This is a genomic window from Mesorhizobium sp. PAMC28654 (assembly GCF_020616515.1).
GTDB lineage: Bacteria > Pseudomonadota > Alphaproteobacteria > Rhizobiales > Rhizobiaceae > Mesorhizobium.
The window spans coordinates 1,807,210-1,832,503 of record NZ_CP085135.1 but is presented as its reverse complement, the minus strand read 5'-3'; the positions used below and the strand labels follow the sequence as shown (position 1 = coordinate 1,832,503).

Sequence of the window (25,294 nt, the reverse complement as noted above, 5' to 3'; positions counted from 1 at the left end):
GTGCCGAGATCCCGTGCCATCTTCATTGGAATGAATAATGCGCTTTCTGTTTGCCCTGATCCTGTTCGCCGGCGTTGGCATTGGCGCCATCTATCCTTGGGTGATGAGCAATTTCTCCGGCCATGAGATCGGCACCTGGCGCGTCTACGAGCAGGGCCGGTTCAAGCCGGTGACGGTGGCTTTGAGCAGCAGCGACGAACCGGTCCGAGTGCTGGTCGACCTGACCGCCCGGGCCGAGCGGATCGTCTCGCAACAGCGCACCGTTTTGACCCTGACCGCCGCCACCAACGGGCGCACCGTGCTGGCCTCGACACTCCAATTCAATCATTCTGACAATCCGCGCCAGGCCAGCCCGCAATTGCCGGACAAGATCTTCCGCGACGAGGCGGGCCTGATCCCCGTGGTTAGCCCCGGCCCCTACGTCTTCACCGTTGGCCCGGGCGATGCGGAGGGTATCGAGATGCGGTCGGTGGATCTCGTATTGCGATCAGCCGTCGGTGAAGTCGACAAGCGTGCGCAACCAGTCGGGTTCTCGCTGATGGCTGTCGGCTTGATCGGCTTTGTGCTGGCGCTGCGTGGTGGCGGTGGCGGCCGGCCCGAAAATCCGAACTCGCAGCCACCGCCGCCGCGCTGGGGCAGGGACGCCAAATGAATTACCGCCACGCCTACCACGCTGGAAATTTTGCCGATGTCGTCAAGCATGTCGTGCTGACGCGGCTGCTTGAATATCTGAAGCAGAAGGACAAGGCGTTTCGCGTCATCGACACCCACGCCGGCATTGGCCGCTACGATCTGTCGTCTGTCGAAGCGCAGAAGACCGGCGAGTGGCAAGGCGGCATTGGCCGACTGATCGATGCCTCGCTCGATGCCAAGGCAGCGTCGCTGCTGGCACCCTATCTGGAGGCGGTGCGGTCGTTCAATTCCGATGGCGGCGTGAAGAAATATCCGGGCTCGCCGTTGATTGCGCGCCATCTCCTGCGCAAGCAGGATCGACTGTCGGCAATCGAACTGCACCCCAAGGGTGCGGCAAGACTGAAGACGGAATTCGCCGGCGATTTCCAAGCGAGGGTGTTGGAACTCGATGGCTGGCTTGCGCTTGGCGCCCATCTGCCGCCGAAGGAAAAGCGTGGCCTGGTTCTCATCGATCCACCATTCGAGGAAGCAGGTGAGTTCGACCGCCTCGTCGACGGTCTGGTGAAGGCGCACAGGCGGTGGCCCGGCGGCATCTATGCGCTGTGGTATCCGATCAAGGACCGCAAGGCGGTCATCGCATTCCGGAAGGCGCTGAAGCAGTCCGGCGTTCCAAGAATACTTGACATAGAATTCGAGATCCGGCCCGCCTCCTCGGAGCCCAGCCTCGATGGGAGCGGCATGGTGGTGGTCAATCCGCCGTTCACGCTTGAGGGGGAACTGCGGACGCTGCTTCCTGCCTTGCACAGGTTGCTCGCCGTGGGAAAACCGGCGCATTGGTCGCTGGAATGGCTGACCGGCGAGTAGGCACGGATCGGCGATTGGAGGTTTCGCGGCAATACACCCGGGGCCGGTTTTCATGGCGCACCGGGTCATCAGGACGCGAAGCCGTCAGGCAAGCGTGAGGCCAGGGGCAGAGCAATCCGCGACGCATCACCCTGAGGTTTGTTGTCACGACGTCGTGTTGTCATGAATTTTCAACATGGTTCACCATCGCCAGTGCAACCGCTTGACCGCAACTCGCCGAATCCGCAGAGTGTAGTTCACAGATTCAAAGAGGCTGACATGACTCGCTTCGCCAAATCCGCCCTTGCCGCCCTGATAAGCCTTTGCACGCCGCTCGCCGCGCCGCTTGGCGTCATGCAGGCCGTGCATGCGGCCGACCTTCCCGCCAGCTATTCCGACGATGATGGTGGCGTTTGCGGCCAGCCATGGGTGCTGAGCAAGATCAGCAGCCGCTTCAGCTACCAGGTCAAACATGTGCCGCATCTGCCGGATGTGCAGATCACCGATTTTCATCGGATCCACCAGCACCGTTATCTCCCGGCCAGTGAGACCTGGCCGATTGGTCGCCGCTACTGCGGCGCCACCGTCAACCTGTCCGACGGCCGCGCCCGCGCCATCTGGTATCTGATCGAGGAAGGGCAAGGCTTCGCCTCGATCGGCGACAATGTCGAATTCTGTGTCTCGGGCTTCGACCGCTGGATGGTCTATAACGGCAGCTGCCGCGTCCTGCGCTGACGCGACCATTGATCTGAAAATCGGCCGACCAGGGAACGCTTCGCTCGTGCGGGCGACTGGATTGCGTGTCGCCGAAAGTGGGCCGGATTGCCCGTCTGCTGCCAGAATTTCAGGCAAATCGCTTCGCTGGCTAGAGAAGAGCGAGTCAGATATGCATGACCCGCCGGGTCATTCACGGCCGTCGGCACAACGGAAGGGGCATCGCATGGCTAAGCAGTCATCCAAAGCGCCGGCATCCAAGACTCCGGCAGCAAAGGCGGCACCGAAGGCCGCCGCAAAACCAGCAGTAGTGAAGAAAGCGGCTCCCGCGGCAAAGCCGAAGGCAGCGGCACCGAAGGCTCCGGCAAAGAAAGCCGCAGCGGCGGCGGCAAAGCCTGCCTTGAAGAAGGCTGCGCCAGCGGCGAAGGCTGCAGCACCTAAGGCGAAGGCCGCGCCTGCCAAGGCAGCGCCAGCAAAGGCAGCGCCTGCCAAGGCGAAGGCTCCTGCCAAGGTTGCCGCGGCAGCGGCAAAACCGGCTGCGAAGAAAGCAGCGCCCGCGGCTAGGCCGAAGGCGGCCGCACCAAAGGCGAAGGCAGCTCCGGCGAAGGCCCCCGCGAAAAAGGCCGCGGCTGCGGCCGTGGCAAAACCCGCGGTGAAGAAAGCAGCGCTGGCGGCAAAGCCGAAGGCCGCTCCCGCCAAGGCGAAGTCCGCCAAGAAGTAAAAGCGGTTCTTCAAGCCAGAGCAGAGCGCAAGACAGCAGAGCGGGCATCAAACAGGATGCCTTGCTCGCTGGTTTGATGGTCAGGGCTGGCCTCGAAAATCAGTCGACGTGCCCTTTGGTGCGGTTGAAGCCGTCTAGGTGTTCATATGTCCGGGGCGACCATGTCGGTCGATTCGAAGCCGGTTGGGATTTGGCTGCCTCCTGGCGTGGCGGCCGGTTTTTCTCTTTCTGGCTGTTGCCTGCAAGGGCGTGCATGATCAACAGTGCCTGTCTCAAAAACAGGAAACCGATCATGCCCAGACTGCTTTATGCGTCCTCCTCGCCCTACAGTTCCAAGGTGCGTATGGCCGCTGTCTATGCCGGCATTGCCATGGATGCCGTCCCGGTCAAGACCGAAGAGAAGCCGGCCGAACTGATCGGCGCCAACCCGCTTGGCAAGATTCCGGTTCTGGTGCTTGATGACGGACGTTCGATCCACGACAGCCGCGCCATCACCCAGCATCTCAACCGGGTTTCGAAGAACATGTTGTTTCCGCGCAATCCGGACAAGCGCCTCGAAGCCGAAGTGCTGGAAGCGCTGGCTGACGGCATTTGCGATTGCGCGCTGTCGATGGTCTATGAGCGCCGGACGCGTCCCGAGGACATGGTCTATCAGCCCTGGCTGGATCGGCAGTGGGCAAAGATCACCGGCGCGCTGGACATGCTCAACGCCAATCCGCCAAAATTGCCGAAGAAGATTACCGCCGGCCAGATGGCTGTTCGTGCCTGCCTTGGCTATCTGGCGCTGCGTTTTGCCGGCAAGTGGGAAAAGGGCCGTGCTCGGCTTGTCCGCTGGGCCGCGCGTTTCGACGAGAAGTTCCCAGAACTGAAGACATGCGTGCCGGCCTGACTGGCGGGCAACAAAAAAAGCCGGGCGCGAGGCCCGGCTTTTTCGTGTCGTGGCTTGGACGACTTAGAACTTCATACCGACGCCGAAGGTGACGCGGTTGTCGGTCGACTTGACGTTGCCGATAGGGCCGAAGTCCTTGTTGCCGAAATCCGTGTAGCGGTATTCGACACGACCGAACACGTTCTCGGTGATCTTGATGTCGGTACCGACACCGGCCGTCCAGCCGAGCATGGTCTTGCTGTCGCTGTCGCCGAGGTTGTCATCAACCTTCTGGTCCTTCAGCGCGCCACCGGCGGTGCCGTACAGCAGGATGTCCGGGGTCACAGCGTAGCCGAGACGGGCACGCAACGAACCTTCGACGCCGCCCTTGGCATCTCCAAGAGAGTTGGAACCCTTGACGCCATTGTAGCCGATGTCGGCTTCAGCACCGTACACGAAGTTGTCTTGCTGCCACTGGTAGCCACCAAACACGCCACCAACGAAACCCTTGGTGCCGATGTCGTTTGGCACATCCTTTTGATCGGCATGGCCAGCAAAGCCATAACCGACGCTCAGACCGACATAAGGGCCGGCCCAGGAAGCTACGGGAAGCTGTGCAATCGGCGCGGGCGCCGGCGGCTCTTCCTGAACTACGTCCGCGGCGTATGCGGTTCCACCGAGGGCGAAGAGCCCAAGCGCCACGACCAACGGTCGGGCGAATTTGATATTGGCTTGCATTGTTCTTTACTCCTTAAGCCACAGGACACAGGCTTGTTTTCCATGAAGCGCCCTCAACCCGTCCGGGGGGATAAACGGATCTGGCGTTCAACGGTTCCAAATGTCGTGTCAAAATGCGGCTGAAGCGAACCTGAACTTGGGTCATTCCCTGGCGCGAATGAGGCCGAACCTTGACGTTGCATCTTCGCAACAGCGAATGTCAGCAGGCTTGCCATGCTGCACTGCACCCGGCTTGGTGCAAGGGGTCCAGCGTTCTATATTCCGAAGGGCGGTCCGAGTCTTGCCTGTACCCAGACGCCGATCAGGCCGCTTTGCCACAATCCTGCCCAAGGTGCGAACGGCATTTAACCTATGGCTGGCCATATTTGGCCGGCGCAGTTTTTTGTGGCGTGGAATCGAGGATTGACAGATGGACAAAGCCAACGGTGTGGCGCTGGTGACGGGCGGAGCGAAGCGAATTGGCGGAGCGATCGTCGAGGATCTCGCGGCTCATGGCTTTGCCGTCGCCATCCATTGCAATCGTTCGCGTGCCGAGGCGGACGCGCTGGTCGCCCGCATAGACAGCGCCGGCGGGCGCGCCACGGTGCTCGTCGCCGACTTGACGGACATGGCCGAGGTCGGAAGTCTCGTCGCACGTGCCGAAGCCGTGCTTGGCCCTGTCCGCCTGCTGGTCAACAATGCTTCCCTGTTCGAGGACGATTCAATTCTGGATTTCAACTGGCAGGCCTGGGACCGCCACTTCGCCGTTCACGTGAAGGCGCCGGCCCTGCTGGCGCAAGAGTTTGCCCATTGCCTGCCGGCCGACGGGGAGGGGCTGATCGTCAACATCATCGACCAGCGTGTCTGGCGCCCGACGCCGCGCTATTTTTCCTATGCACTGTCGAAATCGTCTCTATGGACGGCAACCCAGATGATGGCGCAGGCCCTCGGCCCTCGCATCCGGGTCAATGCCATTGGCCCCGGACCGACCTTGAAGAACAAGTGGCAGAACGATGAGGATTTTGAAGCGCAGGTCGATGGCTTGATTCTGAAGCGCGGCCCGGAATTGTCGGAATTCGGGAGCACTATTCGCTACCTTTGGGCAGCGCGCTCGGTGACCGGCCAAATGATAGCGCTCGACGGCGGCCAGCATCTTGCGTGGCAAACGCCGGATGTGACAGGCATGGTGGAATGAATACCGTAGACCATAAACACAAGAGGGGCGGCGGCGACGACCTGCCACCCGATGTCGATCTCGACCTTGAGGACGAGGCCGCGGAAGAGGTTGTCGCGCCGTCCGGGCCGGACTTGTCGTTCACAGCCATTGACTGGACGCCGCATGCGGGTGACGCCGACGGCATGGTCGGGGCCGAGGTGATCCAGACCCTCGTCAAGCGCCTGCCCAACGCGCCCGGCGTCTACCGCATGATGAATGCCGCTGGCGACGTGCTGTATGTCGGCAAGGCGCAGCCTGAAGAAGCGGGTCACCAACTACGCTCAAGGGAGGTTTCACACCAACCGCATCGGCCGGATGGTGCGCGAGACGGCGACGATGGAGTTCGTCGTTACCCGCACCGAGATCGAGGCGCTGCTGCTTGAAGCCAATCTTATCAAGCGCTTGCGGCCGCGATTCAATGTTCTCATGCGCGACGACAAGTCGTTCCCCTACATTCTGCTGACCGGGGATCACGCCTCGCCTGGCATCTACAAGCATCGCGGCGCACGGTCGCGCAAGGGTGACTATTTCGGTCCCTTCGCGTCGGCGGGCGCTGTCGGCCGCACAATCAATTCGCTGCAGCGCGCCTTCCTGCTTCGAAGCTGCACCAACTCGTTCTACGAGAACCGCACGCGGCCTTGCCTCCTCTACCAGATCAAGCGTTGCGCCGGACCGTGCACGGGCGAAATCTCGCATGAGGGCTATGCCGAATTGGTCGAAGAGGCGAAGGATTTTCTCTCCGGCCGTAGCCAGAAGGTGAAGAAGGAAATCTCCGCCGCCATGCAACAGGCCTCGGAAGATCTCGATTTCGAGCGTGCGGCCATCTATCGCGACCGGCTGGCGGCCTTGTCACATGTGCAGAGCCACCAGGGCATCAATCCGGACACCGTCGACGAGGCCGACGTTTTCGCCATCCACCAGGAAGGCGGCCAGGTCTGTATCCAGGTGTTCTTCTTCCGCACCGGCCAGAACTGGGGCAACCGCGCCTATTTCCCCAAGGCTGATCCCGCGCTTGAGGCCGCCGAAGTGCTGGGTTCGTTCCTGGCGCAATTCTACGACGACAAGCCGACGCCACGCACCATTCTTCTGTCGAACGGCGTCGAGGACCAGGAACTTCTGGCCGAGGCACTGTCGACCCGCGCCGGCCGCAAGGTGGCGATCTCGGTGCCGCAGCGCGGCGAAAAGAAGGACCTGACCGACAACGCCTTGCAGAATGCGCGCGAGGCGCTGGGCAGGCGGCTGGCCGAAACCTCCACGCAGGGGCGGCTGCTTGCCGGTTTTGCCGAGACCTTTGGCCTCGCTAAGCCGCCAGTGCGTATCGAGGTCTACGACAACTCGCACATCATGGGCACCAACGCCGTTGGTGCAATGGTCGTCGCCGGGCCGGAAGGGTTCGTCAAGAATCAGTATCGGAAATTCAACATCCGCTCGACCGAGATCACACCCGGCGACGATTTCGGCATGATGCGTGAGGTCATGGAGCGGCGTTTTTCACGGCTGCTCAAGGAGCACGGCGATGTCGTGGTTGCCGATGGCGCGGCCGCAGCCGCGACGTCCGATGATATCGAGGATGACATCTCCGGCAGTTTCCCGGCTTGGCCCGACGTCATCCTGATCGACGGTGGTCAGGGCCAGATGTCGGCGGTGCGTAAAATCCTTTCAGATCTCGGCATCGAAGACCGTGTCGTGGCGATCGGCATCGCCAAGGGCCAGGATCGCGATGCCGGCCGTGAGCGTTTCTTCGTCAGGGGCAGGGATTCATTTTCGCTCCCCGTTCGCGATCCGGTGCTTTATTTCGTGCAACGGCTGCGCGACGAGGTCCACCGCTTCGCTATCGGCTCGCATCGCGCCCGCCGCAAGAAAGAGATGGTCAAGAGCCCGCTCGACGAGATCGGCGGCATCGGCCCCGGCCGCAAGCGTGCGCTGCTGCTGCATTTCGGCACCGCCAAGGCGGTCAGCCGCGCGGCTGTCGAGGATCTCGTCAAGGTCGACGGCATTTCGGAGCAAATCGCGAAACTGGTCTACAACCATTTTCACGAGAGCTGACGCATGTCACCCAAAAGTGGTGCAGGGGGGATAACGACATGTACAAAAACAAGAAACGAGGCTCGCCGAAATCAACTTTGACGCTATTTTGGACTGGCCAATCGATTCTCGCCTGTTGACCCCCCACATTCGCTTCTGATTTGAGTACGCAGGCAGAAAGAGTTCCCCAAAATATGGCCAAGCGCGCGTTCAACCTGCCCAATATGCTCACCTATGCCCGCATCGTCGCGGTGCCGCTGGTGGTGCTGTGTTTCTTTCTCGAAGGGCATCTGAAATCGAGCGACTTTGCCCGCTGGTCGGCGCTTGTCATCTTCCTGCTGGCGAGTATCACGGATTATCTGGACGGCTACCTGGCGCGCGCCTGGCAGCAGACCTCCAACATCGGCAAGATGCTTGATCCGATCGCCGACAAGCTGCTGGTCGCCACCTGCCTGCTGCTGCTGGCGGCCGACACCGATCGTCATGCCGGCATCGCCGGTTGGTCGCTGTGGGCGGCGATCATTATCCTGTGTCGCGAAATCCTGGTCTCCGGCCTTCGCGAATATCTGGCGGCGCTGAAGGTCTCGGTGCCCGTGACGCAACTGGCCAAGTGGAAGACCGCGATCCAGATGGTCGCCATCGCCTTTCTGCTGGCCGGACCGGCTGGCGACAAGATCTTCCCGCTGACCACTCTGACGGGACTGGTGCTGCTGTGGATTGCCGCCCTGGTCACGCTGTACACCGGCTACGACTACTTCCGTGCCGGCCTCAAGCACATCATGGACGAGTGATATGGGCAGCGGCAAAACCAGGCTCATCTACTTCGCCTGGGTGCGCGAACGGATCGGCATGGCGGAAGAGGACGTGGACTTGCCGGCCGGCATCGAGACGGTCGCCGACCTGCTGCGCTGGTTGAAATCGCGTGGTGAGGAATACGAGCACGCGCTGCAATATCCAGATGTCATCCGCGTCGCCATAAACCAGGAACATGTCGATCATCGCGAGAGGATCGCCGGGGCACGTGAGATCGCGCTGTTTCCGCCAATGACCGGAGGCTGAGATGCCGGCCACGGCCATACCGATGGTGCGTATCCAGGCGCAGGATTTCGATATTGCCGCCGAGATCGCCAGGCTGACGGACGGTCGCGCCGATATCGGCGCCGTGGTGACATTCTCCGGTCTTTGCCGGGACGAGCAGGGCAGGCTTTCGGCGCTTGAACTGGAGCACTATCCCGGCATGGCCGAAGCCGAAATCGCACGCATCGCCACTGAAGCGGTCGAGCGCTGGCCGCTACAAGGGCTGACGGCAATCCATCGTCACGGCAAGATACGGCCGGGCGAGAATATTGTACTGGTGGTGGCCGCTTCCGCGCACCGGCAGGCGGCATTCGAGGCGGCGAATTTCCTGATGGATTTCCTGAAATCGCGTGCGCCGTTCTGGAAGAAAGAACATCTTGTCGACGGTTCCGAAGGAGGCTGGGTGGAGGCCAAGGAGACCGATGACAAGGCGGCCTCGCGATGGACATCGCCGTCCGAATAATACCGCGCGGCTGTCACGGAACGACCGTATTTCTTGGGCCAACTGTGCGTTGCAAAGGGAGCAAGGTCATGCTGGACAGGATCGCCGAGTTCTTCATCTTTGGTTTCGCGCCGCTGGTCGTCGGCATCCTGGCCGTGCCGGAACTGTCTGTCGCCGCCGAGAAAGCGGTGAAAGGTGAGGTGGTGTACCGCGAGCGCATCGCACTGCCGCCCAATGCCGTGCTTTCCGTGCAACTCGCCGATGTTTCGCTGGCTGATGCGCCGGCCGCGATCATCGGTGAACAGAAGGTGTCGCCGCCCGGCCAGGTGCCGATCAGTTCGAAATAAAGTTCGATTCGTCTGTGATCCTGCCGCGAATGACCTATGCGCTGCAGGCGCGCATCACCGTCGACAACAAGCTCATGTTCATCAGTGACATCCGCCATCAGGTCGATCCGCTGACCGATGCGCCGCAGACCATTCTTCTGAAGATGGTGCCACAGGCGTCGGCCGAACCGGCGCCGGTCTTCGGGCAAAGCTGGGTCGTCGAATATGTCGATGGCATCGGCGCGATTGCGGATCCGCGAGCGACGTTGCGGATCAGCGAGGCCGGCAAGGCCGGCGGCAGCGACCCCTGCAATGTCTATTTCGCCACCGCGAAGGTCGAAGGCCAGTCGATTGCGATCAGAGACATCGGTTCGACCTTCAAGGCTTGCGCGCCTGAGGTGATGGCCGAGGAGAAGGCGATGTTCGACGCGCTGGTCAAGGCGGCATCCTTCCGCATCGATGCCGGCAAGCTGATCATCGCCGACAAGGACAACCGCGACATCCTGCGCTTCAGCGCGGCAAGCTGAGGCGGTCGTCAGTCGCTCAGCCTCGGGAGGTCGATTCTTCGAAGACGGCACCGTAATGGTAAGGCGGCACGTCAATCAGTTCCGCAAGCTTCAGGCCGCTGGACTCGACGGCGGCGATAGTCTGTTCGGGAGACAATCTCAGCTCGGTCTTCGGCCCGCGAGGCTCGTCCAGCACAACGGTTTTCTCGCGCGGGGTCTGATGCCAGTTTACGATGGCAAAACGCCCGGCCGGCGCAAGCGTCGCATGTACGGCGCGGGCCAGGCGAGGGCGGTCAGGAACGCCATGAAAGGCGTTTGCCATGAAAACAAAGTCGGCAGGTCCGGACGCCAGCCGGGCAAGCTCATAGGCGTCTCCCGCCATGAAGTCGCAATTCGTCATGCCGTTTTCGGCCAATCGCTGACGCGCGACTTCAAGCAATTCGGCGTCGATGTCGATGGCAATGACGTGACGTGCGACCTTGGCGATTTGCAGCGTGAACCAGCCGTCACCCGAGCATAGGTCGATCACGTTCATGCCCGCCTTGATCCCCGTTGCCGCGAGCACAACTGCCGGGTCAGGCCACAGCGCTTCCCACCATCCGCTGGTGGGCATCTCGGTGCCCTGGAAGAATCCCGGGACGGTGCTGGTCATGATCGGGCCAACTCCACTATTGGCAATGTAGTGGCCCATTCCTCGACCTTAATGCGGCACAGTTCAATCCCGGCCGAATGCTGCCCTGCCTGAGCTCGACTGGAATGTCGTCGAGCGGTGATAAGGCTCTGCTCCGACATCAGCATTGCCGGTATGCTACGTCAGCGCGGCAGGCGCTCGCACCATGGCCTTGACGATTTCGATGGTCTGGCCATCAGCCGGAAACAGCATTTCCAGGGCGAGCTCCGCCAGCGTCACATCGTTGGGCGTGCCGAAGACGGTGGTGGTGTTGAGGAAGGAAACAGTGCCGAGTCGGGTCGCGATTCTCAGCGGGGTTGCCAGGCGCTGTGCTGCGTCCTGGCTGTCCGCTGTTTCAGAGTTGGGTGGCACCGGATAGGCCATCACTTCGGCCAGCAGGCCCTGAATGACCGGATCGGCTCGCGCCTCGATCTGCTGACGCAAGACATGCAGCGTGTGGTCGCGCCAGGAGGTGAAGTTCAGGATGCGCGGGCCCATTCCGGCGGGATGCAGGATGAGACGCACGGCGTTGACCGGGCTACGCATGAGATCGGCCGAGCAGCCTTCGTAGAGCTGCGGCAGGGCCGAATTCGACAGCACGACATTCCAATGGCGGTCGACCGCAAAGGCGGGATAGGGCTTGTGCGCCTGCAGCACGCTGTCGATAGCCTTTCTTGCCGCGTCCAGCTCCGCCAGTGGGCGCTCCTGGAAGCCGGGCGCAAAGCCGGCAGCGAGCAGCAGAGTGTTCTGATCGCGCAGCGGAACAGCGAGGCATTCGGCGAGCCGCGCAACCATCTCGCGGCTGGGTCGCGAGCGTCCGGTCTCAAGATAAGAAAGATGCCTGGTCGAACTCTCTGCCGCCAGTGCGAGATCGGTCTGTGTCATCCGGCGTTGCTCGCGCCAGCGCCGAAGCAGCACGCCGAAAGGGGTTTGATGCACGGTCATGATCAGAACCTAGCGTGCGCCGCCGCATCTGTTCAATGACCCCCAAGGTCAAATTCGCTATGACGACGCCGTCGCTTTTTGACCTCTGAGGTCATGGATTTCCACTGCCACTCAGCCGAAATCTCGATGCAGCGAGGCGGCGCGCTGCCGTCCGCGTCAATGAGTTCGGATGGAGTGGAGACCATGACTGATACGAAGACCATCGATGCCCAGGCGCTTGCCGACCGCTATGTCGCCGTGTGGAACGAGACGGACGACGTGCGCCGCCGCAACGCCATCGCAGCGCTGTGGGTACCGGATGGCCAGCACTATGTCGGAACACGTGAAGCGCGTGGCTACGAGGCGCTCGAAGCGCGGATACGCGGATCGCACGAGAAGAATGTCCGCGACGACAGCAACTGGTTTCGCGCTGCTTCGGATGCCCGTCTGCTGCACGATGTGGTCACCTTCCATTGGGAGATGCTGCCGGCTGGCAGCGACGCAGTCCTGGCAACCGGCCTCGAGTTTCTGGCCGTCGATGACGGGGGTCGCATCCTTGTCGATTACCAGTTCGTCCCCGCCTGACACCGCTCACCAGGCCATTCCCTTATCGAGGAGACCAAAAAATGCCTTTCATCACGGCAACAGACGGCACGCAGCTCTACTGGCGGGAATGGGGGCAGGGGCAGCCGATGTTGTTCCTCAGCAGCCTCGGCTTCGGCAGCCAGATGTGGGACTACCAGATGATCGCTTTCGCCGAGCAAGGGTTTCGCTGCATCTGCTTTGACCGCCGCGGCCATGGCCGCTCCGATCACCCTGCGGGCGGCTATGACCACGACACCTTCGCCGACGACGTTGCAACGTTGATCGAGGAACTCGATCTTTCCGGCATAACCCTGGTCGGCCATTCCATGGCGGGCGGTGAGGCGGTGCGCTATCTGACCCGGCACGGCGGCGGACGTGTTTCGCGTCTCGTCCTGCTGGCGCCGATGACGCCGATGCTGCTCAGGACCGACGACAATCCGGACGGCGCACCACGGGAGGGCTTCGAGGCCCTTTGGGCGCTATGGAAGCACGACTATTCGAAATGGGTGACCGACAACATCGCGCCGTTCTTCATTCCTGAGACGTCGCCCGGCATGATCCGCTGGGGCAGCACCTTGGTGCAGGTATCGGTTCCGGTGGCGCTGGCCTGCAGCCGCGACATGGTCGAGCAGGATTTTCGCGCCGAGCTGCGCGAGATCGCGCTTCCGACGCTGTTGATCCACGGCGATCGCGACCGTTCGGCACCCATAGAACTGACCGGCAAACCATCGGCCAGGCTCATCCCCGACTGCCGCTTCCTCGTCTATGAGGGCGCGCCGCACGGCATGATGTACACGCATATGGACCGGCTGCATGCCGACATGCTGCGGTTCGTGCGTGAAACCTGACGGCTTGAAAAAGTAAGGCCGGCATTTCGCCGGCCTTTTTTGGTCATGACTGATGATATGGAATGTCAGTTCAGCCGACGACCTCGGTGTCCGAGAACCAGTACTTGATCTCTTCGGCGGCGGTCTCCGGCGCGTCGGAGCCATGCACGGAATTCTCGCCGATCGACAGCGCGTGCACCTTGCGGATTGTGCCTTCGGCGGCATTGGCAGGGTTGGTCGCGCCCATCACTTCGCGGTTCCTGGCGATGGCGTTTTCGCCCTCGAGAACCTGGACCACTGTCGGCGCCGACGACATGAATTCCACCAGCTCGCCGAAGAACGGGCGATCCTTGTGGACGGCATAGAAGCCTTCCGCTTCGCGGCGGCTCATCCAGACGCGGCGCGAAGCGATGACGCGCAGACCGGCCTCCTCCAGCATCTTTGTGATGGCGCCGGTGAGATTGCGACGGGTCGCGTCCGGCTTGATCATGGAAAAGGTGCGTTCGAGCGCCATGTGGTCGTCCTTGTGATGAGGAATGGAGTTAGGAGTGGCGGGCTCTATACAAGCCGCCCGGCGCATTGCCAAGGGGAAGCGCCTTGCTGCCTTGCGCTATTCGGCCGCGAGCGACGCGTTGGCAGCGGCAACGTCGCGTAGCGGCGGCAAACCGTAGAGCCGCCTGTATTCGCGACTGAACTGCGACGGGCTCTGATAGCCGACACGATAGCCTGCAGTGCCGACATCCATCTTCTCGATCATCATCAGGCGGCGTGCTTCGTGCAGGCGCAGTTGTTTCTGGTACTGCATCGGCGTCATCGCTGTGACAGCCTTGAACTGATGGTGCAAGGATGACGCGCTCATGCCGGCGTGTTCAGCCAGCGCCTCAATGCGCAGTGGCCTCGCGAAATTCTCCCGCAGCCAGGCAGTGGCCCGGGCAATCCTGTTGCTGACGGTGTCGGCCATCGCCATCTGCAGGAGATGCTGGCCAAACCGGCCGCTAAGCAGGCGATAAAGAATTTCCTGCTCGATCAATGGCGCCATCGCCGCAATGTCCTCAGGTCGATCCAGCAGCCGCAGCAGCCTCAAGGACGCGTCGAGCAGATCGTGCGGCGCTGCATTGACAGCGACACCGCGCATGGCATCCGGGGCAATGGCCGGTCGTGCCGGATCGATCCGGCCCAGCGCTTCCTTCAGCGCCTTCGGAACGATCGCCATGCCGAGCCCGAGATGCGGCCGGCCTGCGCTTGCTTGCGTCACGCGTGAAGCGACGGGAAGATCTAGTGAGACCACGAGGTAATCCCCGACACCGTAGCGATAAAGTTCAGGCCCGAGCCCGAGGCTCTTTTCGCCTTGCACGACAAGCGCGAAGCACGGCCATTGCGCGGTGCGCACCGGCTGTGTCGGGCGGGAGCGGCGACTGAGGAAAAGACTGCCGATCGCGGTCGAATATTCACCGTCGCCGGTGGTGAAACGGGCAATGATCGATGCCATCTCGGCATACGTTGCAATCAAGCAGTTTGTCCCCCTGCGGGCTTGTGATCGCTGGGTTTCATCGATCTAGTCATACTATCCTTTCCTGCATCTGGAACAAGAGGTCGCAAGGTGGATTTGCAGGATCGTGCATAAATCTCGCAGTATCGCGATAACGCTCGACGGTTGCTTCGCCGCATAACGCCGCCAGTGGGAGTGTGCTCCCGAGATCAACCATCAGGCGGGCATTCTCTTGGCAAATCCATCAATCACAAATGCATCAACCCTAAGGAGCAAGGTTGTGCTGATCACCGGCGCCAGCAGTGGCATAGGTGAGGCAACGGCCCGCCATCTTGCTGTGCATGGCCACAGGATCGTTCTTGGCGCAAGGCGCACCGAACGCCTCGCCGCGCTGGTCAAGGACATCAAGCAGGCTGGCGGGCAGGCGCTGCATCAGGAACTGGACGTGACCGACCTCGACAGCGTCAGGGCTTTCGTTGCTGCCGCGCATGAGCGCTACGGTCGAGTCGACGTTCTGGTCAACAATGCCGGCATTATGCCGCTGTCGTTCATGGCTGAATTGCGTGTCGACGAATGGAACCAGATGATCGACGTCAATCTTCGCGGCGTTCTCAATGGCATCGCCGCCGTGCTGCCGATCATGGCCGAGCAGAAGTCTGGCCATATCATCAACGTTGCGTCCGTCTCCGGGCATCGGGTCGATCCCACGGCAGCGGTATACAGCGCCACCAAATTCGCCGTGCGGGCACTCTCCGAAGGACTGCGGCAAGAAAGCAGGGACCTGCGCGTGACGGTCGTCAGCCCTGGCCTCACCCGCACTGAATTGTTTGACGGCATCGCCAGCCCCGAGGTCAGGGCCGGAGCCCGCGCGATGGTGGAGCAAGCCTCCATTCCGGCCAGCGCCATAGCCGAGGCGATCGGTTTTGCCATTAGCCAGCCGGATGGCGTCGACATCAATGAATTGGTCGTGCGTCCAACGGCGCAGGGGTAGGCTAGCTGGAACAGACGCGGGAGATCGCGGCATGACGGACCATCATCGCAGCAGTTGGGCGCAGGGCATCCACTGATGCGTGCCTATCACGACGAGGAGTGGGGCGTTCCGCAGCGCGACGCGCGCATGCTGTGGGAAATGTTGATGCTGGAAGGGTTCCAGGCGGGCCTCGCCTGGATCACCGTGCTCAGAAAACGCCAAGCCTTCCGAACCGCCTTCGCCGGCTTCGACCCGGAGAAAGTCGCACGATTCGGTGCATCCGACATCGAGCGCCTGATGGCCGACATCGGTATTATCCGCGCCCGAGCCAAGATCGAGGCGACGATCCAGGGTGCGCGCATTTTCTGCGAGATGGCGGAGCGGGGTGAAAGCTTCGCGGACTTCTGCTGGTCCTTCACCGAAGGCAAGGTAGCAAAGGGCGATGGCCATGGTTGGGTCGCGTCGTCGCCTTTGTCCGAGCAAATTTCAAAGGAGATGAAGCGGCGTGGCTTCAAATTCGTCGGCCCGACTATCGTCCATGCCTGGATGCAGGCGGTCGGCATTGTCAACGACCATTCCGCCGGCTGCTTTCGCTGGGCTGAGGTCCGAGTTGGAAAACGCCGGGAGACGTGAAATGACGGAAACCCTGGAAGTTACCACCTTCAGGCTTGTTGGCAGCCATACCGCCGAGGACTTCGTCGCCGCCAACGACGACGTCAACACCTATCTGAAGCGCCAGTTGGGCTTTTGCTGGCGACGTATCACCCAGCATGACGACGGCACCATCATCGACATCCTCGCATGGGAGACGATGGCCAACGCCGAGGCGGGCGCCAACGGCATCGTTACCGAAATGCGCGGCTCGCCCGTCCATGCCATGATCGACCACGGCACGGTGGATTGGCGGCTCGTGCCGGTGCTGCAACACGTGACATGATTGCTCCTCGGCAAGCCCGGATCCATCTTGGCATCGGCTCAACGCGTTATGATCATCGAGGGGCGTCGGAACTCCCAGCCTTCCTGCTCCAGCACCGGCGTGCATTGTTCCTCGGTCGGGTAGCCAACGCAGAAGTAGCCGATGAATGTCCATTCGGGTGGCGCTTCCAGGATCGACGCCATCTGGACCGGATCGAGGATGGAGACCCACCCCATGCCAATTCCTTCGGCGCGCGCCGCCAGCCACAAGGTATGAACGGCCATCACCGCCGAGTATTCGATGGTGGCCGGCATGGTCAGGCGGCCAAGCCCGTGCCCTTGTTCGGTCGTGCGGTCGGCGAAAACCGCGAACTGGCAGGGCGCTTCGGTCAAGCCGGCGAGCTTCAGACGCGCGTAGAGCGAGGCGCGCTCGCCGGAAAACGATGCGAGCGCCTGCGCATTGCACTGTTCAAAACTGGCTCTGACAGCGTCACGGCGCTCCGGACTTTGCACCACGACAAACCGCCAGGGCTGGCTCAGTCCTACAGAGGGGGCAATGCTGGCAAGGCCCAGCAATCGCTCCAGGGTTCCCTCGGGAAGCGGCGTCGGCTTAAAACGGCGCACGTCTCTTCGCCACAGGAAAAGGTTGAGGAGCTCGGCGCGAAAGCCGTCGAGGAATTCGGGGCCTGACGTCATGCCGTCGCGCTGCCTTTGTATATCTGGGGTGTTGGTCACTCTTGCCTGGATCGGGCCTGTAATGAGATGCCCGAAGCGACGCTTGTGTAGCCGGATTGTCGCATTTCACAGGGGAGCGGATTGTCTCACCCTTCAATTCGGCGTGATGACGAGAGCTGTCGATCGGCGTCGTGTGCGGCACCGATCGAAGCGGAAGTGAAACAGATGTCCGCTACGCCGCCGCGGAGACCTTTCGGCCGAGACCGCCATTGAGGTCGAGGCAGCGTTCGAACCACTGTGCCACGACATCCCCGTCGTCGAGCAGCCGATAGGGCGAAGCGATGCGTGCCCACTGCAGTGCACCGAAGACGATGTAGTCGGCAAACAGCGGCGACGGGCCGCCGATGAACGGCTGGTAGGCAAGCATCGAGCGCAATGGCTCCAGCGAGGCGCGAAAGCTGCCAAGTCCGGCATCGCGGGCAGCCGTGACATCTTCCAATTTTTTGCCCAGCCGTGCCTCGCGGCTCTGTCTGAAGTAGACCGAGTTCGCCTCGTCCTGCATGCCGTAAAGGTCGATCAGCGCCGCGGTGGTGATGTAGGGATGGATCGTCAGCTGCGACCAGCGTTCGATGAAACGCGCCATCGCCTTGCCACCGGCACCACCAAACAGCGTCGGCCGATCCGGATAGGCCTCGTCGAGATAGACAGCGATGGCGAAGGAGTCGGCAACGACCGTCTCGCCGTCACGGATCACCGGAATGGTTTTCGACACGCCGCCTTCGATGGTTGGCACCTCTAGAAAACGCGTAGGGACGGTCGAGATGTCCAGCCCCTTGTGGGCAAGCGCCATCGCCGCCTTCCAGCAATGCGGACTGAACGGACGGGCAGGGTCATGCCCGACGAGATCATAGAGCAAAATGGTCATTGGCGTTGGCGTTCCCGCGGTTTAGGTAGGCCCGAGCCGAATGCGGGGCCGGGAGAAAAAGATTGAAACAGCACTTCATGATGTTCGCGGCCTATAATCAATGGGCCAATGGCCGCATTTACGAGGCTGCTGCCGAACTCGTCGACGAGGAATTCAATCGCAACACAGGCGCCTTCTTCGGTTCGATGATGGGAACTCTCAATCATCTCCTGACCACCGATCGCATCTGGATGAAGCGCTTCACCGGCGAGGGTGACGCGCCAACCAGCCTGGACGCGATCCTTCACCGGGCTTTGCCCGTATTGCGGGACGCACGCGAGGCCGAGGACAGGCGGATCATCGACTGGGTCGGGGGGCTCAGCGACAAGGCGCTTTTGGGTCGCTTCACCTACATGACCGTGTCCGACATGCGCACCGTCTCGCAGCGGCAGGCGCCGGCGCTTGCCCATCTGTTCAACCACCAGACCCATCATCGCGGCCAGGCGCATACCATTCTGACCATCCTGGGCCGGCCAAGCCTTGGGTTGGATCTGGCATTGTTCCAACGCACCGAGGAAGGCAGGGCCTTCGCCTGATTTGATCGGGATGTCATGGAAGAAGGCCGGCGCCGCTTGGGAGGAAAAAGCGCCGGCCAAGCGGAAATCAGGTCCGCCGCAAATCTGATGTTAGCTGAGTCTTTCCCCTGCGTCATGGCGCGATTATTCGCCGGCTTGTCGGAAAGCTATTGATCGGGCTTCGCGACCGACACGGACTATCGGCTCATTTTCTGCCGCAGCATCGTCTTTACGTCGGGCCACTCGGAATCAATGATGCTGAAGCGGACAGAGTTGCGCTTGCGCCCATCGGGCATGATGCGCTCGTTGCGAACGATCCCTTCCTGCTTTGCTCCAATTCGCAGAATGGTCGCTCTCGATCTGTCATTGAGTTCGTCCGTGGTGAATTGTACGCGCACACATTCCATGACCTCGAATGCATGGGTCAAAAGAAGGTACTTCGCCTCGGTGTTGACCCCTGATCGCTGGACCGAGCCACTAAGCCAGGTATGGCCGATCTCCAGCTTTCTGTTCTTGCGATCGATCTTCCAGAACCGCGTACTCCCACAGACCAGTCCCGTATCGCGCATCACCACAACGTAAGGCATCACGGTGCCGGTCTGCCGACCCGCCAACGCGGTGGCTATATATTCATCGACGGTGCCGGGCCCGGGAACAACGGTGGCCTTCAGTGCCCACAACTCGCCATCCGCCGCCGCATCCAGAAGACCCCGTGAATGTTCTTGCTGAAGCGGTCTAAGCTCAATGGTCTTGCCGACCAGGACGGGTTGTGCCGATTGGGCGGAGGCGTCCAACAACCGATAGCTCCCACCTTCAGGCCTTGCTTTATCCGTTGAATCTTGTCGGTGGACAATCAGCCCGATGCTCGCCCGATCCAGAGGTCACCCAGGCTCAGGCCTCGATTTCGACATCCAGCTGGAGTTGTGTAAGGCCCGCCTCGGCCATGATCCATTGCTTGAAAAGCAACACCTTGCGAGCGGCAAGCGTCTTGTCGGGACAGACGAAATACCAACCGGCTGTGTTCGGATGATGAACCGCGAACGGCGCCACCAGGCGGTCGGCACGGATGTCGCTGGCTATGTAGGCACGGTTCGCGACGGCAAAACCCATTCCTGCATTGGCTGCTTCATAGGACATCATGCATGAATCGAAATAGATGCTTTTGGTTTCGTTGAGCACGAAGCTGGCGCCGGCAAAACCAAGCCAGGATTCCCAATTATGGGTGCAGGTGTCGGAATGCAGGAGCGTGAAGTGGCGCAGATCTTCCGGCGTCACCTTCGAAACCGGTTTGTCGCCTAGGACTTGATGGAAGAGTTTTCGGCTGCAGACCGGCGTCAGGTCTTCCTTGAACAGCAGCTCGGAGCGCAGGTCGGGAAAGCTGCCGTCGCCATATCGGATTTCGACATCATACTCCGAAGTTGCGAACTCATGCGTTGCATAAGAGGTCGAAACGCGCATCTCGATGTCGGGATACTGCTGCTGAAACTGTGGCAGGCGTGGAAACAGCCAGCGCGCGGCGAAGGTTGGCAACACGGATATCTTCAACACATGCTCCTGTGACTGCCCCGTCGCCTCCATGCTCGCGGCGACGATCCGTTCCAGCGCTTCGCGAACACGTGAAACATAGGTCTCGCCCTCTGGCGTCAGCGAAACAGCATTGCCGCCGCGCAGGAAGATCTTGAAGCGCAACTGGTCTTCAAGACTCTTGACGCGTTGGCTGACGGCGGAGGCCGTTATGAACTGCTCTTCGCCGGCGCGCGTGAAATTCCTGTGCCGTGCGGCACTTTCCACGATCTTCAATGAGTTGAGGTTGACCTGACTGAGCAGACGCACGGGTTTTCGACCTTAAGCTGGGCTTAGGGTAGCACCAGCATTCCTAATTTTACAGGGGTAGCTAACATAATCGACTGTCGTTCAAGTCTCACCACACATCCTGGAGAAGTAGAATGAACGCACACACCATCCCCGACCTGCGCTATGCGATGAGCCGTGAAGCTATCATCGGTCATGATACGGCATGGAAGATTTCGAGTTTCGGCGTTGCGCAATATCTTCACGGTTATGACCCGGCGCTGCTGGCCGCCATCGAGGAAGCCGCGCTGAAGCTGAAGGCCAGCCACGCGGTGCACAAGCATCTCGACCTGACCTTCATAACCGGCGCCGATCGCTACATCCCCGAAATCAAGGAGCTCATCAACGACAAGCTCCGGCTGGAACGGCTGTCGGACATGATGGGAACTCGCCTCGAGCCTTATCCGCTGTCGATCGTCGGCTCGACCGTTACGTTCATGAATCCAAAGGACGGCGCCGTCGAATGGCATTGCGACGGCGTTCCGGTCACGGAACTCGTTCCGCTTTCGATCAGCGAGCAGTTGATCGGTGGCCACCTCGAAATCTACTGCGACAACAGCGAAAAGGGCAGGGCGATCCTGGAATCAGGTCGCGAGATCCCGCGCAACCGCGTCATGCGCATCGACCACAAGATGGAATACGCGACGCTTGGCCAGTTTCTCGGCGTCCTGCACCGCACCGCGCCGATCCAGCATGGCGAGCGCGTCACCCTGGTGCTCAACCAGCGATCGGTAGCCAAACCCTATGTCGACGACAATCGCATGTTCTATCTTGCCGCTGACAACGACCACGACCGCGAATGGGTCAACGAACTGGCCGACGATGTCTGGACCAACCAGCTGCCTGCCTATCGCCGTCATGAGGAGGAACTTCATGTCCCGGCGGAAGCCGACGCGCCGGTGCCGGTGGCGGCAAGGGATACATGGTAGCGAGCCATGGCAGCGGACCAAAGGTCAGCTACGTGCGAAAGCGGAATCGTGGTTTCGCAACAGGACATGGCCAAACAGAAAGATGGAGCCCCATCCCGAGTCTCCCGGGATGGATCACCCCACGGATCCGCGCTAGCGTTCGCCGCCGGTGCGGTCGCCCTCTGGTCGACCAACGCCCTGGTCGGAAAATCCTTGCTGGAACGTCATCCGGTATCGCTGGTGCAGTTCCTGCAGTTCGTTGGCGCGGCCCTGGTTTTCGGCGCAATCAGGCTAATGAGCCAGGAAAAAGTCTCGTTGCGCGGCGGTTTGGTTGGCGTGAGGGCGGGTCTTGTCCCGATCTTGGTCGGGTTGATCGGCCTCGTCGGCACCATGGTCTTGCAATATATCGCCTTCGCTTCGATGCCGGTGATCGAAGCTAATCTCGTCGCCTATACTTGGCCCTTGATGGTCGCCGCTGCGGTGATCGTGCTCGCGACAGCGCGACGCCCGGCATTGCTGGCTGTTGCCACAGCACTCGGGTTCATCGGCGTGGTGCTGGTGATTTCGGGTGGCCGCCACCCATCATGGTCCCAAGGCAATGTCGTCGGATATGCCTCGGCGTTCGGCTCGGCGGTGTGCATGGCTTTCTACTCTATTGCCGTCGGGCGCCTTGCGGCCTCGCCGGAGCGCCTGTTGCTGCCGTCTGCCCTGATCGGCGTAATCATCACGTTCTTATGGTGTGTTAACGATGCTGTCGCCTGGCACATTGAACCGGATCTATTTCTGGGGCTTTATCTTGGGGCTGGCCCTATGGGCCTGGGTTATTACTTCTGGTCGCGTGCCATGAAGCTTGATGGCGGCAAGGTTGCTGTTATCGCGTATCTCACGCCGATCGCCTCGACGCTGCTTTTGACCCTGTCCGGCGAGCGGTTGACCGTGACAGCCGCTGTCGGTGCGGTTCTCGTCATTGGTAGTTGTGTCGCGGTTGGTACGGAACGTTCGGAGGCTGGAAACCATGCTTGACGAAAATGAACGCCTCGCCAGACAGGAAGCACATTGGCTGGTCAGGGAGTTCGGTGCGGAAGCACCGCTCTACGCCGCGCTGAAGGCCGAAAAAGCAATTGAGCAAAAGGACTTCAGCCGTTGTGCCCGGTGGAAACGTGTTCTCGAGATCCTGGCGGATTCCCAACCAGCCAGAGCCTCTGTTTCCAAGTATTAGATTTTCTAATTTGCCCGACTCCAGTCTTTCATGAAAACGTACATGTACTGAGTCAAGGTAGTCTATCGGGGCTTGGTGGTCAGTTGGGGATCGCAGTTAAACCGAGACGTCGAGAAGAGTCTTAAACAGGGCCAGCGACGTTTTCGTCAGCAAGGTCAAAATACTTGTCCAATATCGACGAAAGAACGATCATCGAACTCACTGCCGATATTGTTTCGGCTTATGTAAGCAACAATCCACTTCCGGTATCCGGCCTGCCGGACCTGATTGCGAGCGTCAGGGCATCGGTTGGAAGACTGAGCGGCGCTGCCGTATCTGAAAGCGTAAGCTTGAATCCGGCCGTGAACCCGAAGAAGTCGGTATTTCCAGACTACATCATCTGCCTGGAAGACGGGAAGAAATTCAAATCCCTCAAGCGCCACCTTAATACGACCTATGGTTTGAGCCCGGACGACTATCGGGCCAAATGGGGTTTGCCGTCGGACTACCCGATGGTGGCCGCGAACTACTCGGCGACGCGGTCGGCGCTGGCGAAGTCTTCGGGGCTCGGCCGCAAGCCGGCAATACCGCTTGCCGTCGTAGGCAAGACGACAAAGCGCAAGGCAACTGCCTGATCACGCGTCGACATAGGCGTTTGTCATAACGCCGGTCCCGCGCTTTTCATGCCGGATACCGTCAATTGGCGGCTCGGGTCTTGCGAAGCGTGGATGTCCGGTGCAAAAGCCCGGCCATGCTTGTTATAAATGATCTTTCGCTCCGCATGGCCGGACGCCTGCTTCTCGACCACGCCTCGCTGACCTTGCCGGCCGGCACCAAGGCTGGTCTTGTGGGCCGCAACGGCACCGGCAAGACCACGCTGTTCAAGGCAATCACTGGCGATTTTGCCTCCGAGACCGGGTCGATCAGCCTGCCGAAGAGCACCCGCATCGGCCAGGTGGCGCAGGAAGCGCCGGGCACCGAGGACCCGCTGATCGAGATCGTGCTCAAGGCGGACCTTGAACGGTCCGCGCTGCTCGAAGAAGAGAAGACGGCGACCGATCCGCACCGGATCGCCGATATCCACATGCGCTTGGCCGATATCGATGCGCATTCGGCCGAGTCGCGCGCCGCCACGATTCTTGCCGGCCTTGGCTTCGACGACGCGGCGCAGCGGCGCCCGGCGTCGTCCTTCTCCGGCGGCTGGCGCATGCGCGTGGCGCTCGCCGCCGTGCTGTTTTCCGAGCCCGACCTTCTGTTGCTCGACGAGCCGACCAACTATCTCGATCTTGAAGGCACGCTGTGGCTGGAAAACTATGTGTCGAAATACCCGCATACAGTGCTTCTGATCTCGCATGATCGCGACCTGCTCAACCGCGCCGTCAACTCGATCGTCCATCTCGACCAGAAGAAGCTGACCTTCTGGCGTGGCGGCTACGACCAGTTCGAGCGGCAGTATACCGAGCAGAAGGAATTGCAGGAGAAGGGCCGCGTCAAGCAGGAAGCCGCCCGCAAGCACATGGAATCCTTCGTCGAGCGCTTCCGCGCCAAGGCCTCCAAGGCAAGGCAGGCGCAGTCGCGCATCAAGGCGCTGGAGAAGATGAAGCCGATCGCGGCCATCGTCAACGATGCGGTGCGGCCGTTCTCCTTCCCGGAGCCAGTGAAGACGGTGGCCTCGCCGATCGTGGCGCTGAACAACGTCAATGTCGGCTATACCGAGGGCCAGCCGATCCTGAAGAAGATGACGTTGCGCATCGATGCCGATGACCGCATCGCGCTGCTCGGCGCCAACGGCAACGGCAAGTCGACCTTCGCCAAATTGCTGTCGGGTCGGCTGAAGCAGGAGAGCGGCACCATGACGGTGGCGCCCGGGCTGAAGGTGGCGATCTTTGCCCAGCACCAGCTCGACGATCTCCGCCCGGAGGAAAACGCCTATGAGCATGTGCGCCGGCTGATGCCCGAGGCGCCGGAATCGAAGGTGCGCGGCCGCGTCGCCCAGTTCGGTCTCACCACGGAAAAGATGAACACCGCCGCCAAGGACCTGTCCGGCGGCGAGAAGGCGCGCCTCCTGATGGGCCTGTCGGCCTTCGAGGGGCCGAACCTGTTCATCCTCGACGAGCCGACCAACCATCTCGACATCGACAGCCGCGAATCGCTGATCCATGCGCTGAACGAATTTCCCGGCGCCGTGATCCTGATCTCCCACGACCGCCATCTGCTCGAGGCGACCGCCGACCGGCTGTGGCTGGTCAAGGATGGCGCCGTCAATCCGTATGATGGCGACCTGGAAGACTACAAGACGCTGGTCACCGGCGTGTCCGGGGACCGCCGCGGCAAGCGCGAGGCGGATAAGGCGTCAAAAGCCGACCGCCGCCGCGATGCTGCCGCGCGCCGCGCAACCTTCGAACCGTTAGCGAAGGAAATCCGCGCCACCGAGGCGCTGATGGACCGCATCCGCAAGCGCATCGATGGCATCGAGGACGAGCTTTCCAACCCGGCGGTCTATGAAAAGGATCCGTCGACGGCGACCCGACTGGCCAAGGAACGTTCGCAACTGGCGCAGACGCTTGCGGGCCACGAGGAAAAATGGCTGACCATGTCGGCGGAATATGAGGAAGGCACGGCGGAGTGAAGAACGTAATCTCCCCCTGGTGGGGGAGATGCCCGGCAGGGCAGAGGGGGGCGCTGTCCCGCCAACCTGTCAGCCTTTCTGCAACT

The 25,294-nt window shown here is 61.2% G+C and carries 30 protein-coding genes and 2 pseudogenes; 22 read left to right on the top strand and 10 right to left on the bottom strand.

What is annotated here, in order from left to right; translation table 11 throughout:
• Positions 1–37 precede the first annotated feature (37 nt).
• The 3 genes from LGH82_RS09375 (at position 38) to LGH82_RS09365 (ending at position 2,211) form a co-directional block, all read left to right on the top strand.
• Positions 38–652 (top strand): hypothetical protein, encoded by a 615-nt coding sequence (locus tag LGH82_RS09375; RefSeq protein WP_227348236.1) that lies wholly within the window; start codon positions 38–40, stop codon positions 650–652.
• Positions 649–1,497, top strand: a complete 849-nt coding sequence (locus LGH82_RS09370; RefSeq protein ID WP_227348235.1) for a 23S rRNA (adenine(2030)-N(6))-methyltransferase RlmJ — start codon at positions 649–651, stop codon at positions 1,495–1,497. Before LGH82_RS09375 ends, LGH82_RS09370 begins: the two co-directional genes overlap by 4 nt.
• 258 nt (positions 1,498–1,755) lie before the next feature.
• Positions 1,756–2,211, top strand: coding sequence for a hypothetical protein (locus tag LGH82_RS09365; protein WP_227348234.1), 456 nt, complete (start codon positions 1,756–1,758; stop codon positions 2,209–2,211).
• A 168-nt stretch (positions 2,212–2,379) separates the two neighbouring features.
• On the opposite strand, the gene LGH82_RS09360 is transcribed toward LGH82_RS09365, so the two are convergent.
• A complete protein-coding gene (locus tag LGH82_RS09360) occupies positions 2,380–2,682 on the bottom strand; it encodes a hypothetical protein (RefSeq protein ID WP_227348233.1) in 303 nt (100 codons plus the stop codon).
• 521 nt (positions 2,683–3,203) lie between these two features.
• Between LGH82_RS09360 and LGH82_RS09355 the strand changes: the two genes are divergently transcribed.
• The gene (locus tag LGH82_RS09355; RefSeq protein ID WP_227348232.1) at positions 3,204–3,800 is read left to right on the top strand and encodes a glutathione S-transferase family protein; all 597 of its coding nucleotides are present in this window, start codon (positions 3,204–3,206) and stop codon (positions 3,798–3,800) included.
• Positions 3,801–3,863: 63 nt separating this feature from the next.
• On the opposite strand, the gene LGH82_RS09350 is transcribed toward LGH82_RS09355, so the two are convergent.
• The gene (locus tag LGH82_RS09350) at positions 3,864–4,517 is read right to left on the bottom strand and encodes an outer membrane protein (RefSeq protein WP_227348231.1); all 654 of its coding nucleotides are present in this window, start codon (positions 4,515–4,517) and stop codon (positions 3,864–3,866) included.
• 409 nt (positions 4,518–4,926) lie between these two features.
• Between LGH82_RS09350 and LGH82_RS09345 the strand changes: the two genes are divergently transcribed.
• From LGH82_RS09345 to LGH82_RS09315, 7 genes and pseudogenes are all read left to right on the top strand, one after another.
• Positions 4,927–5,691 carry an SDR family oxidoreductase gene (locus LGH82_RS09345; RefSeq protein ID WP_227348230.1) on the top strand — a complete coding sequence of 255 codons (765 nt, stop codon included), beginning with the start codon at positions 4,927–4,929 and terminating at the stop codon, positions 5,689–5,691.
• A pseudogene (uvrC, locus tag LGH82_RS09340) lies at positions 5,688–7,758 on the top strand (excinuclease ABC subunit UvrC). The gene LGH82_RS09345 and the pseudogene uvrC overlap by 4 nt, the downstream one beginning before the upstream one ends.
• Positions 7,759–7,931: 173 nt before the next feature.
• Positions 7,932–8,528, top strand: coding sequence for a CDP-diacylglycerol--glycerol-3-phosphate 3-phosphatidyltransferase (gene pgsA / locus LGH82_RS09335; protein ID WP_227348229.1), 597 nt, complete (start codon positions 7,932–7,934; stop codon positions 8,526–8,528).
• Between the two features lies 1 nt (position 8,529).
• Positions 8,530–8,796 (top strand): molybdopterin converting factor subunit 1, encoded by a 267-nt coding sequence (gene moaD / locus LGH82_RS09330; protein WP_227348228.1) that lies wholly within the window; start codon positions 8,530–8,532, stop codon positions 8,794–8,796.
• Between the two features lies 1 nt (position 8,797).
• Entirely contained in the window at positions 8,798–9,277 is a 480-nt protein-coding gene (locus tag LGH82_RS09325; protein ID WP_227348227.1) for a molybdenum cofactor biosynthesis protein MoaE, read from the top strand.
• A pseudogene (locus tag LGH82_RS33600) lies at positions 9,256–9,665 on the top strand (YbaY family lipoprotein); the annotation flags it as partial. The gene LGH82_RS09325 and the pseudogene LGH82_RS33600, both read left to right, overlap by 22 nt.
• A gap of 12 nt (positions 9,666–9,677) precedes the next feature.
• Positions 9,678–10,109 carry an META domain-containing protein gene (locus tag LGH82_RS09315; protein ID WP_413771464.1) on the top strand — a complete coding sequence of 144 codons (432 nt, stop codon included), beginning with the start codon at positions 9,678–9,680 and terminating at the stop codon, positions 10,107–10,109.
• A gap of 16 nt (positions 10,110–10,125) precedes the next feature.
• On the opposite strand, the gene LGH82_RS09310 is transcribed toward LGH82_RS09315, so the two are convergent.
• Positions 10,126–10,740: a class I SAM-dependent methyltransferase gene (locus LGH82_RS09310; protein ID WP_227348226.1), complete on the bottom strand. Its 615-nt coding sequence runs from the start codon at positions 10,738–10,740 to the stop codon at positions 10,126–10,128.
• A gap of 156 nt (positions 10,741–10,896) precedes the next feature.
• On the bottom strand, positions 10,897–11,703 hold the full coding sequence (locus LGH82_RS09305) for a helix-turn-helix domain-containing protein (protein WP_227348225.1): 807 nt from the start codon (positions 11,701–11,703) through the stop codon (positions 10,897–10,899).
• A gap of 183 nt (positions 11,704–11,886) precedes the next feature.
• Here LGH82_RS09305 and LGH82_RS09300 point away from each other — a divergent pair, with 183 nt between their 5' ends.
• Both LGH82_RS09300 and LGH82_RS09295 read left to right on the top strand, forming a co-directional pair.
• Positions 11,887–12,267 carry a hypothetical protein gene (locus LGH82_RS09300; protein ID WP_227348224.1) on the top strand — a complete coding sequence of 127 codons (381 nt, stop codon included), beginning with the start codon at positions 11,887–11,889 and terminating at the stop codon, positions 12,265–12,267.
• 41 nt (positions 12,268–12,308) lie between these two features.
• Positions 12,309–13,115: an alpha/beta fold hydrolase gene (locus LGH82_RS09295; RefSeq protein ID WP_227348223.1), complete on the top strand. Its 807-nt coding sequence runs from the start codon at positions 12,309–12,311 to the stop codon at positions 13,113–13,115.
• Between the two features lie 70 nt (positions 13,116–13,185).
• Here LGH82_RS09295 and ndk read toward each other — a convergent pair whose 3' ends face one another.
• On the bottom strand, positions 13,186–13,608 hold the full coding sequence (gene ndk, locus LGH82_RS09290; protein WP_227348222.1) for a nucleoside-diphosphate kinase: 423 nt from the start codon (positions 13,606–13,608) through the stop codon (positions 13,186–13,188).
• A gap of 96 nt (positions 13,609–13,704) precedes the next feature.
• Positions 13,705–14,583, bottom strand: coding sequence for an AraC family transcriptional regulator (locus LGH82_RS09285; RefSeq protein ID WP_227349529.1), 879 nt, complete (start codon positions 14,581–14,583; stop codon positions 13,705–13,707).
• Between the two features lie 280 nt (positions 14,584–14,863).
• Between LGH82_RS09285 and LGH82_RS09280 the strand changes: the two genes are divergently transcribed.
• From LGH82_RS09280 to LGH82_RS09270, 3 genes are all read left to right on the top strand, one after another.
• Positions 14,864–15,574, top strand: coding sequence for an SDR family oxidoreductase (locus LGH82_RS09280; protein WP_264484373.1), 711 nt, complete (start codon positions 14,864–14,866; stop codon positions 15,572–15,574).
• Positions 15,575–15,649: 75 nt separating this feature from the next.
• Positions 15,650–16,186, top strand: coding sequence for a DNA-3-methyladenine glycosylase I (locus LGH82_RS09275; protein WP_227348221.1), 537 nt, complete (start codon positions 15,650–15,652; stop codon positions 16,184–16,186).
• A 1-nt stretch (position 16,187) separates the two neighbouring features.
• Entirely contained in the window at positions 16,188–16,490 is a 303-nt protein-coding gene (locus LGH82_RS09270; protein WP_227348220.1) for a hypothetical protein, read from the top strand.
• A gap of 38 nt (positions 16,491–16,528) precedes the next feature.
• Here the strand turns inward: LGH82_RS09270 and bluB are convergent, their stop codons facing one another.
• On the bottom strand, positions 16,529–17,164 hold the full coding sequence (bluB, locus tag LGH82_RS09265) for a 5,6-dimethylbenzimidazole synthase (protein ID WP_227349527.1): 636 nt from the start codon (positions 17,162–17,164) through the stop codon (positions 16,529–16,531).
• Between the two features lie 211 nt (positions 17,165–17,375).
• Positions 17,376–18,068 (bottom strand): glutathione S-transferase family protein, encoded by a 693-nt coding sequence (locus LGH82_RS09260; RefSeq protein ID WP_227348219.1) that lies wholly within the window; start codon positions 18,066–18,068, stop codon positions 17,376–17,378.
• A 62-nt stretch (positions 18,069–18,130) separates the two neighbouring features.
• Between LGH82_RS09260 and LGH82_RS09255 the strand changes: the two genes are divergently transcribed.
• A complete protein-coding gene (locus LGH82_RS09255) occupies positions 18,131–18,643 on the top strand; it encodes a DinB family protein (protein ID WP_227348218.1) in 513 nt (170 codons plus the stop codon).
• Positions 18,644–18,819: 176 nt separating this feature from the next.
• Here the strand turns inward: LGH82_RS09255 and LGH82_RS09250 are convergent, their stop codons facing one another.
• Positions 18,820–19,416 carry a GNAT family N-acetyltransferase gene (locus tag LGH82_RS09250; protein ID WP_227348217.1) on the bottom strand — a complete coding sequence of 199 codons (597 nt, stop codon included), beginning with the start codon at positions 19,414–19,416 and terminating at the stop codon, positions 18,820–18,822.
• A gap of 97 nt (positions 19,417–19,513) precedes the next feature.
• On the bottom strand, positions 19,514–20,455 hold the full coding sequence (locus LGH82_RS09245; protein WP_227348216.1) for a LysR substrate-binding domain-containing protein: 942 nt from the start codon (positions 20,453–20,455) through the stop codon (positions 19,514–19,516).
• 113 nt (positions 20,456–20,568) lie between these two features.
• Here LGH82_RS09245 and LGH82_RS09240 point away from each other — a divergent pair, with 113 nt between their 5' ends.
• From LGH82_RS09240 to LGH82_RS09220, 5 genes are all read left to right on the top strand, one after another.
• Complete coding sequence (locus tag LGH82_RS09240) at positions 20,569–21,402, top strand: hypothetical protein (protein ID WP_227348215.1); 834 nt, start codon at positions 20,569–20,571, stop codon at positions 21,400–21,402.
• A gap of 66 nt (positions 21,403–21,468) precedes the next feature.
• Positions 21,469–22,404 carry a DMT family transporter gene (locus LGH82_RS09235; protein ID WP_227348214.1) on the top strand — a complete coding sequence of 312 codons (936 nt, stop codon included), beginning with the start codon at positions 21,469–21,471 and terminating at the stop codon, positions 22,402–22,404.
• Entirely contained in the window at positions 22,397–22,600 is a 204-nt protein-coding gene (locus LGH82_RS09230; RefSeq protein WP_227348213.1) for a hypothetical protein, read from the top strand. The genes LGH82_RS09235 and LGH82_RS09230 overlap by 8 nt, the downstream gene beginning before the upstream one ends.
• A gap of 164 nt (positions 22,601–22,764) precedes the next feature.
• Positions 22,765–23,214 carry a MucR family transcriptional regulator gene (locus LGH82_RS09225; RefSeq protein ID WP_227348212.1) on the top strand — a complete coding sequence of 150 codons (450 nt, stop codon included), beginning with the start codon at positions 22,765–22,767 and terminating at the stop codon, positions 23,212–23,214.
• Between the two features lie 116 nt (positions 23,215–23,330).
• Positions 23,331–25,208 (top strand): ABC-F family ATP-binding cassette domain-containing protein, encoded by a 1,878-nt coding sequence (locus LGH82_RS09220; protein WP_227348211.1) that lies wholly within the window; start codon positions 23,331–23,333, stop codon positions 25,206–25,208.
• Positions 25,209–25,294: the final 86 nt, after the last annotated feature.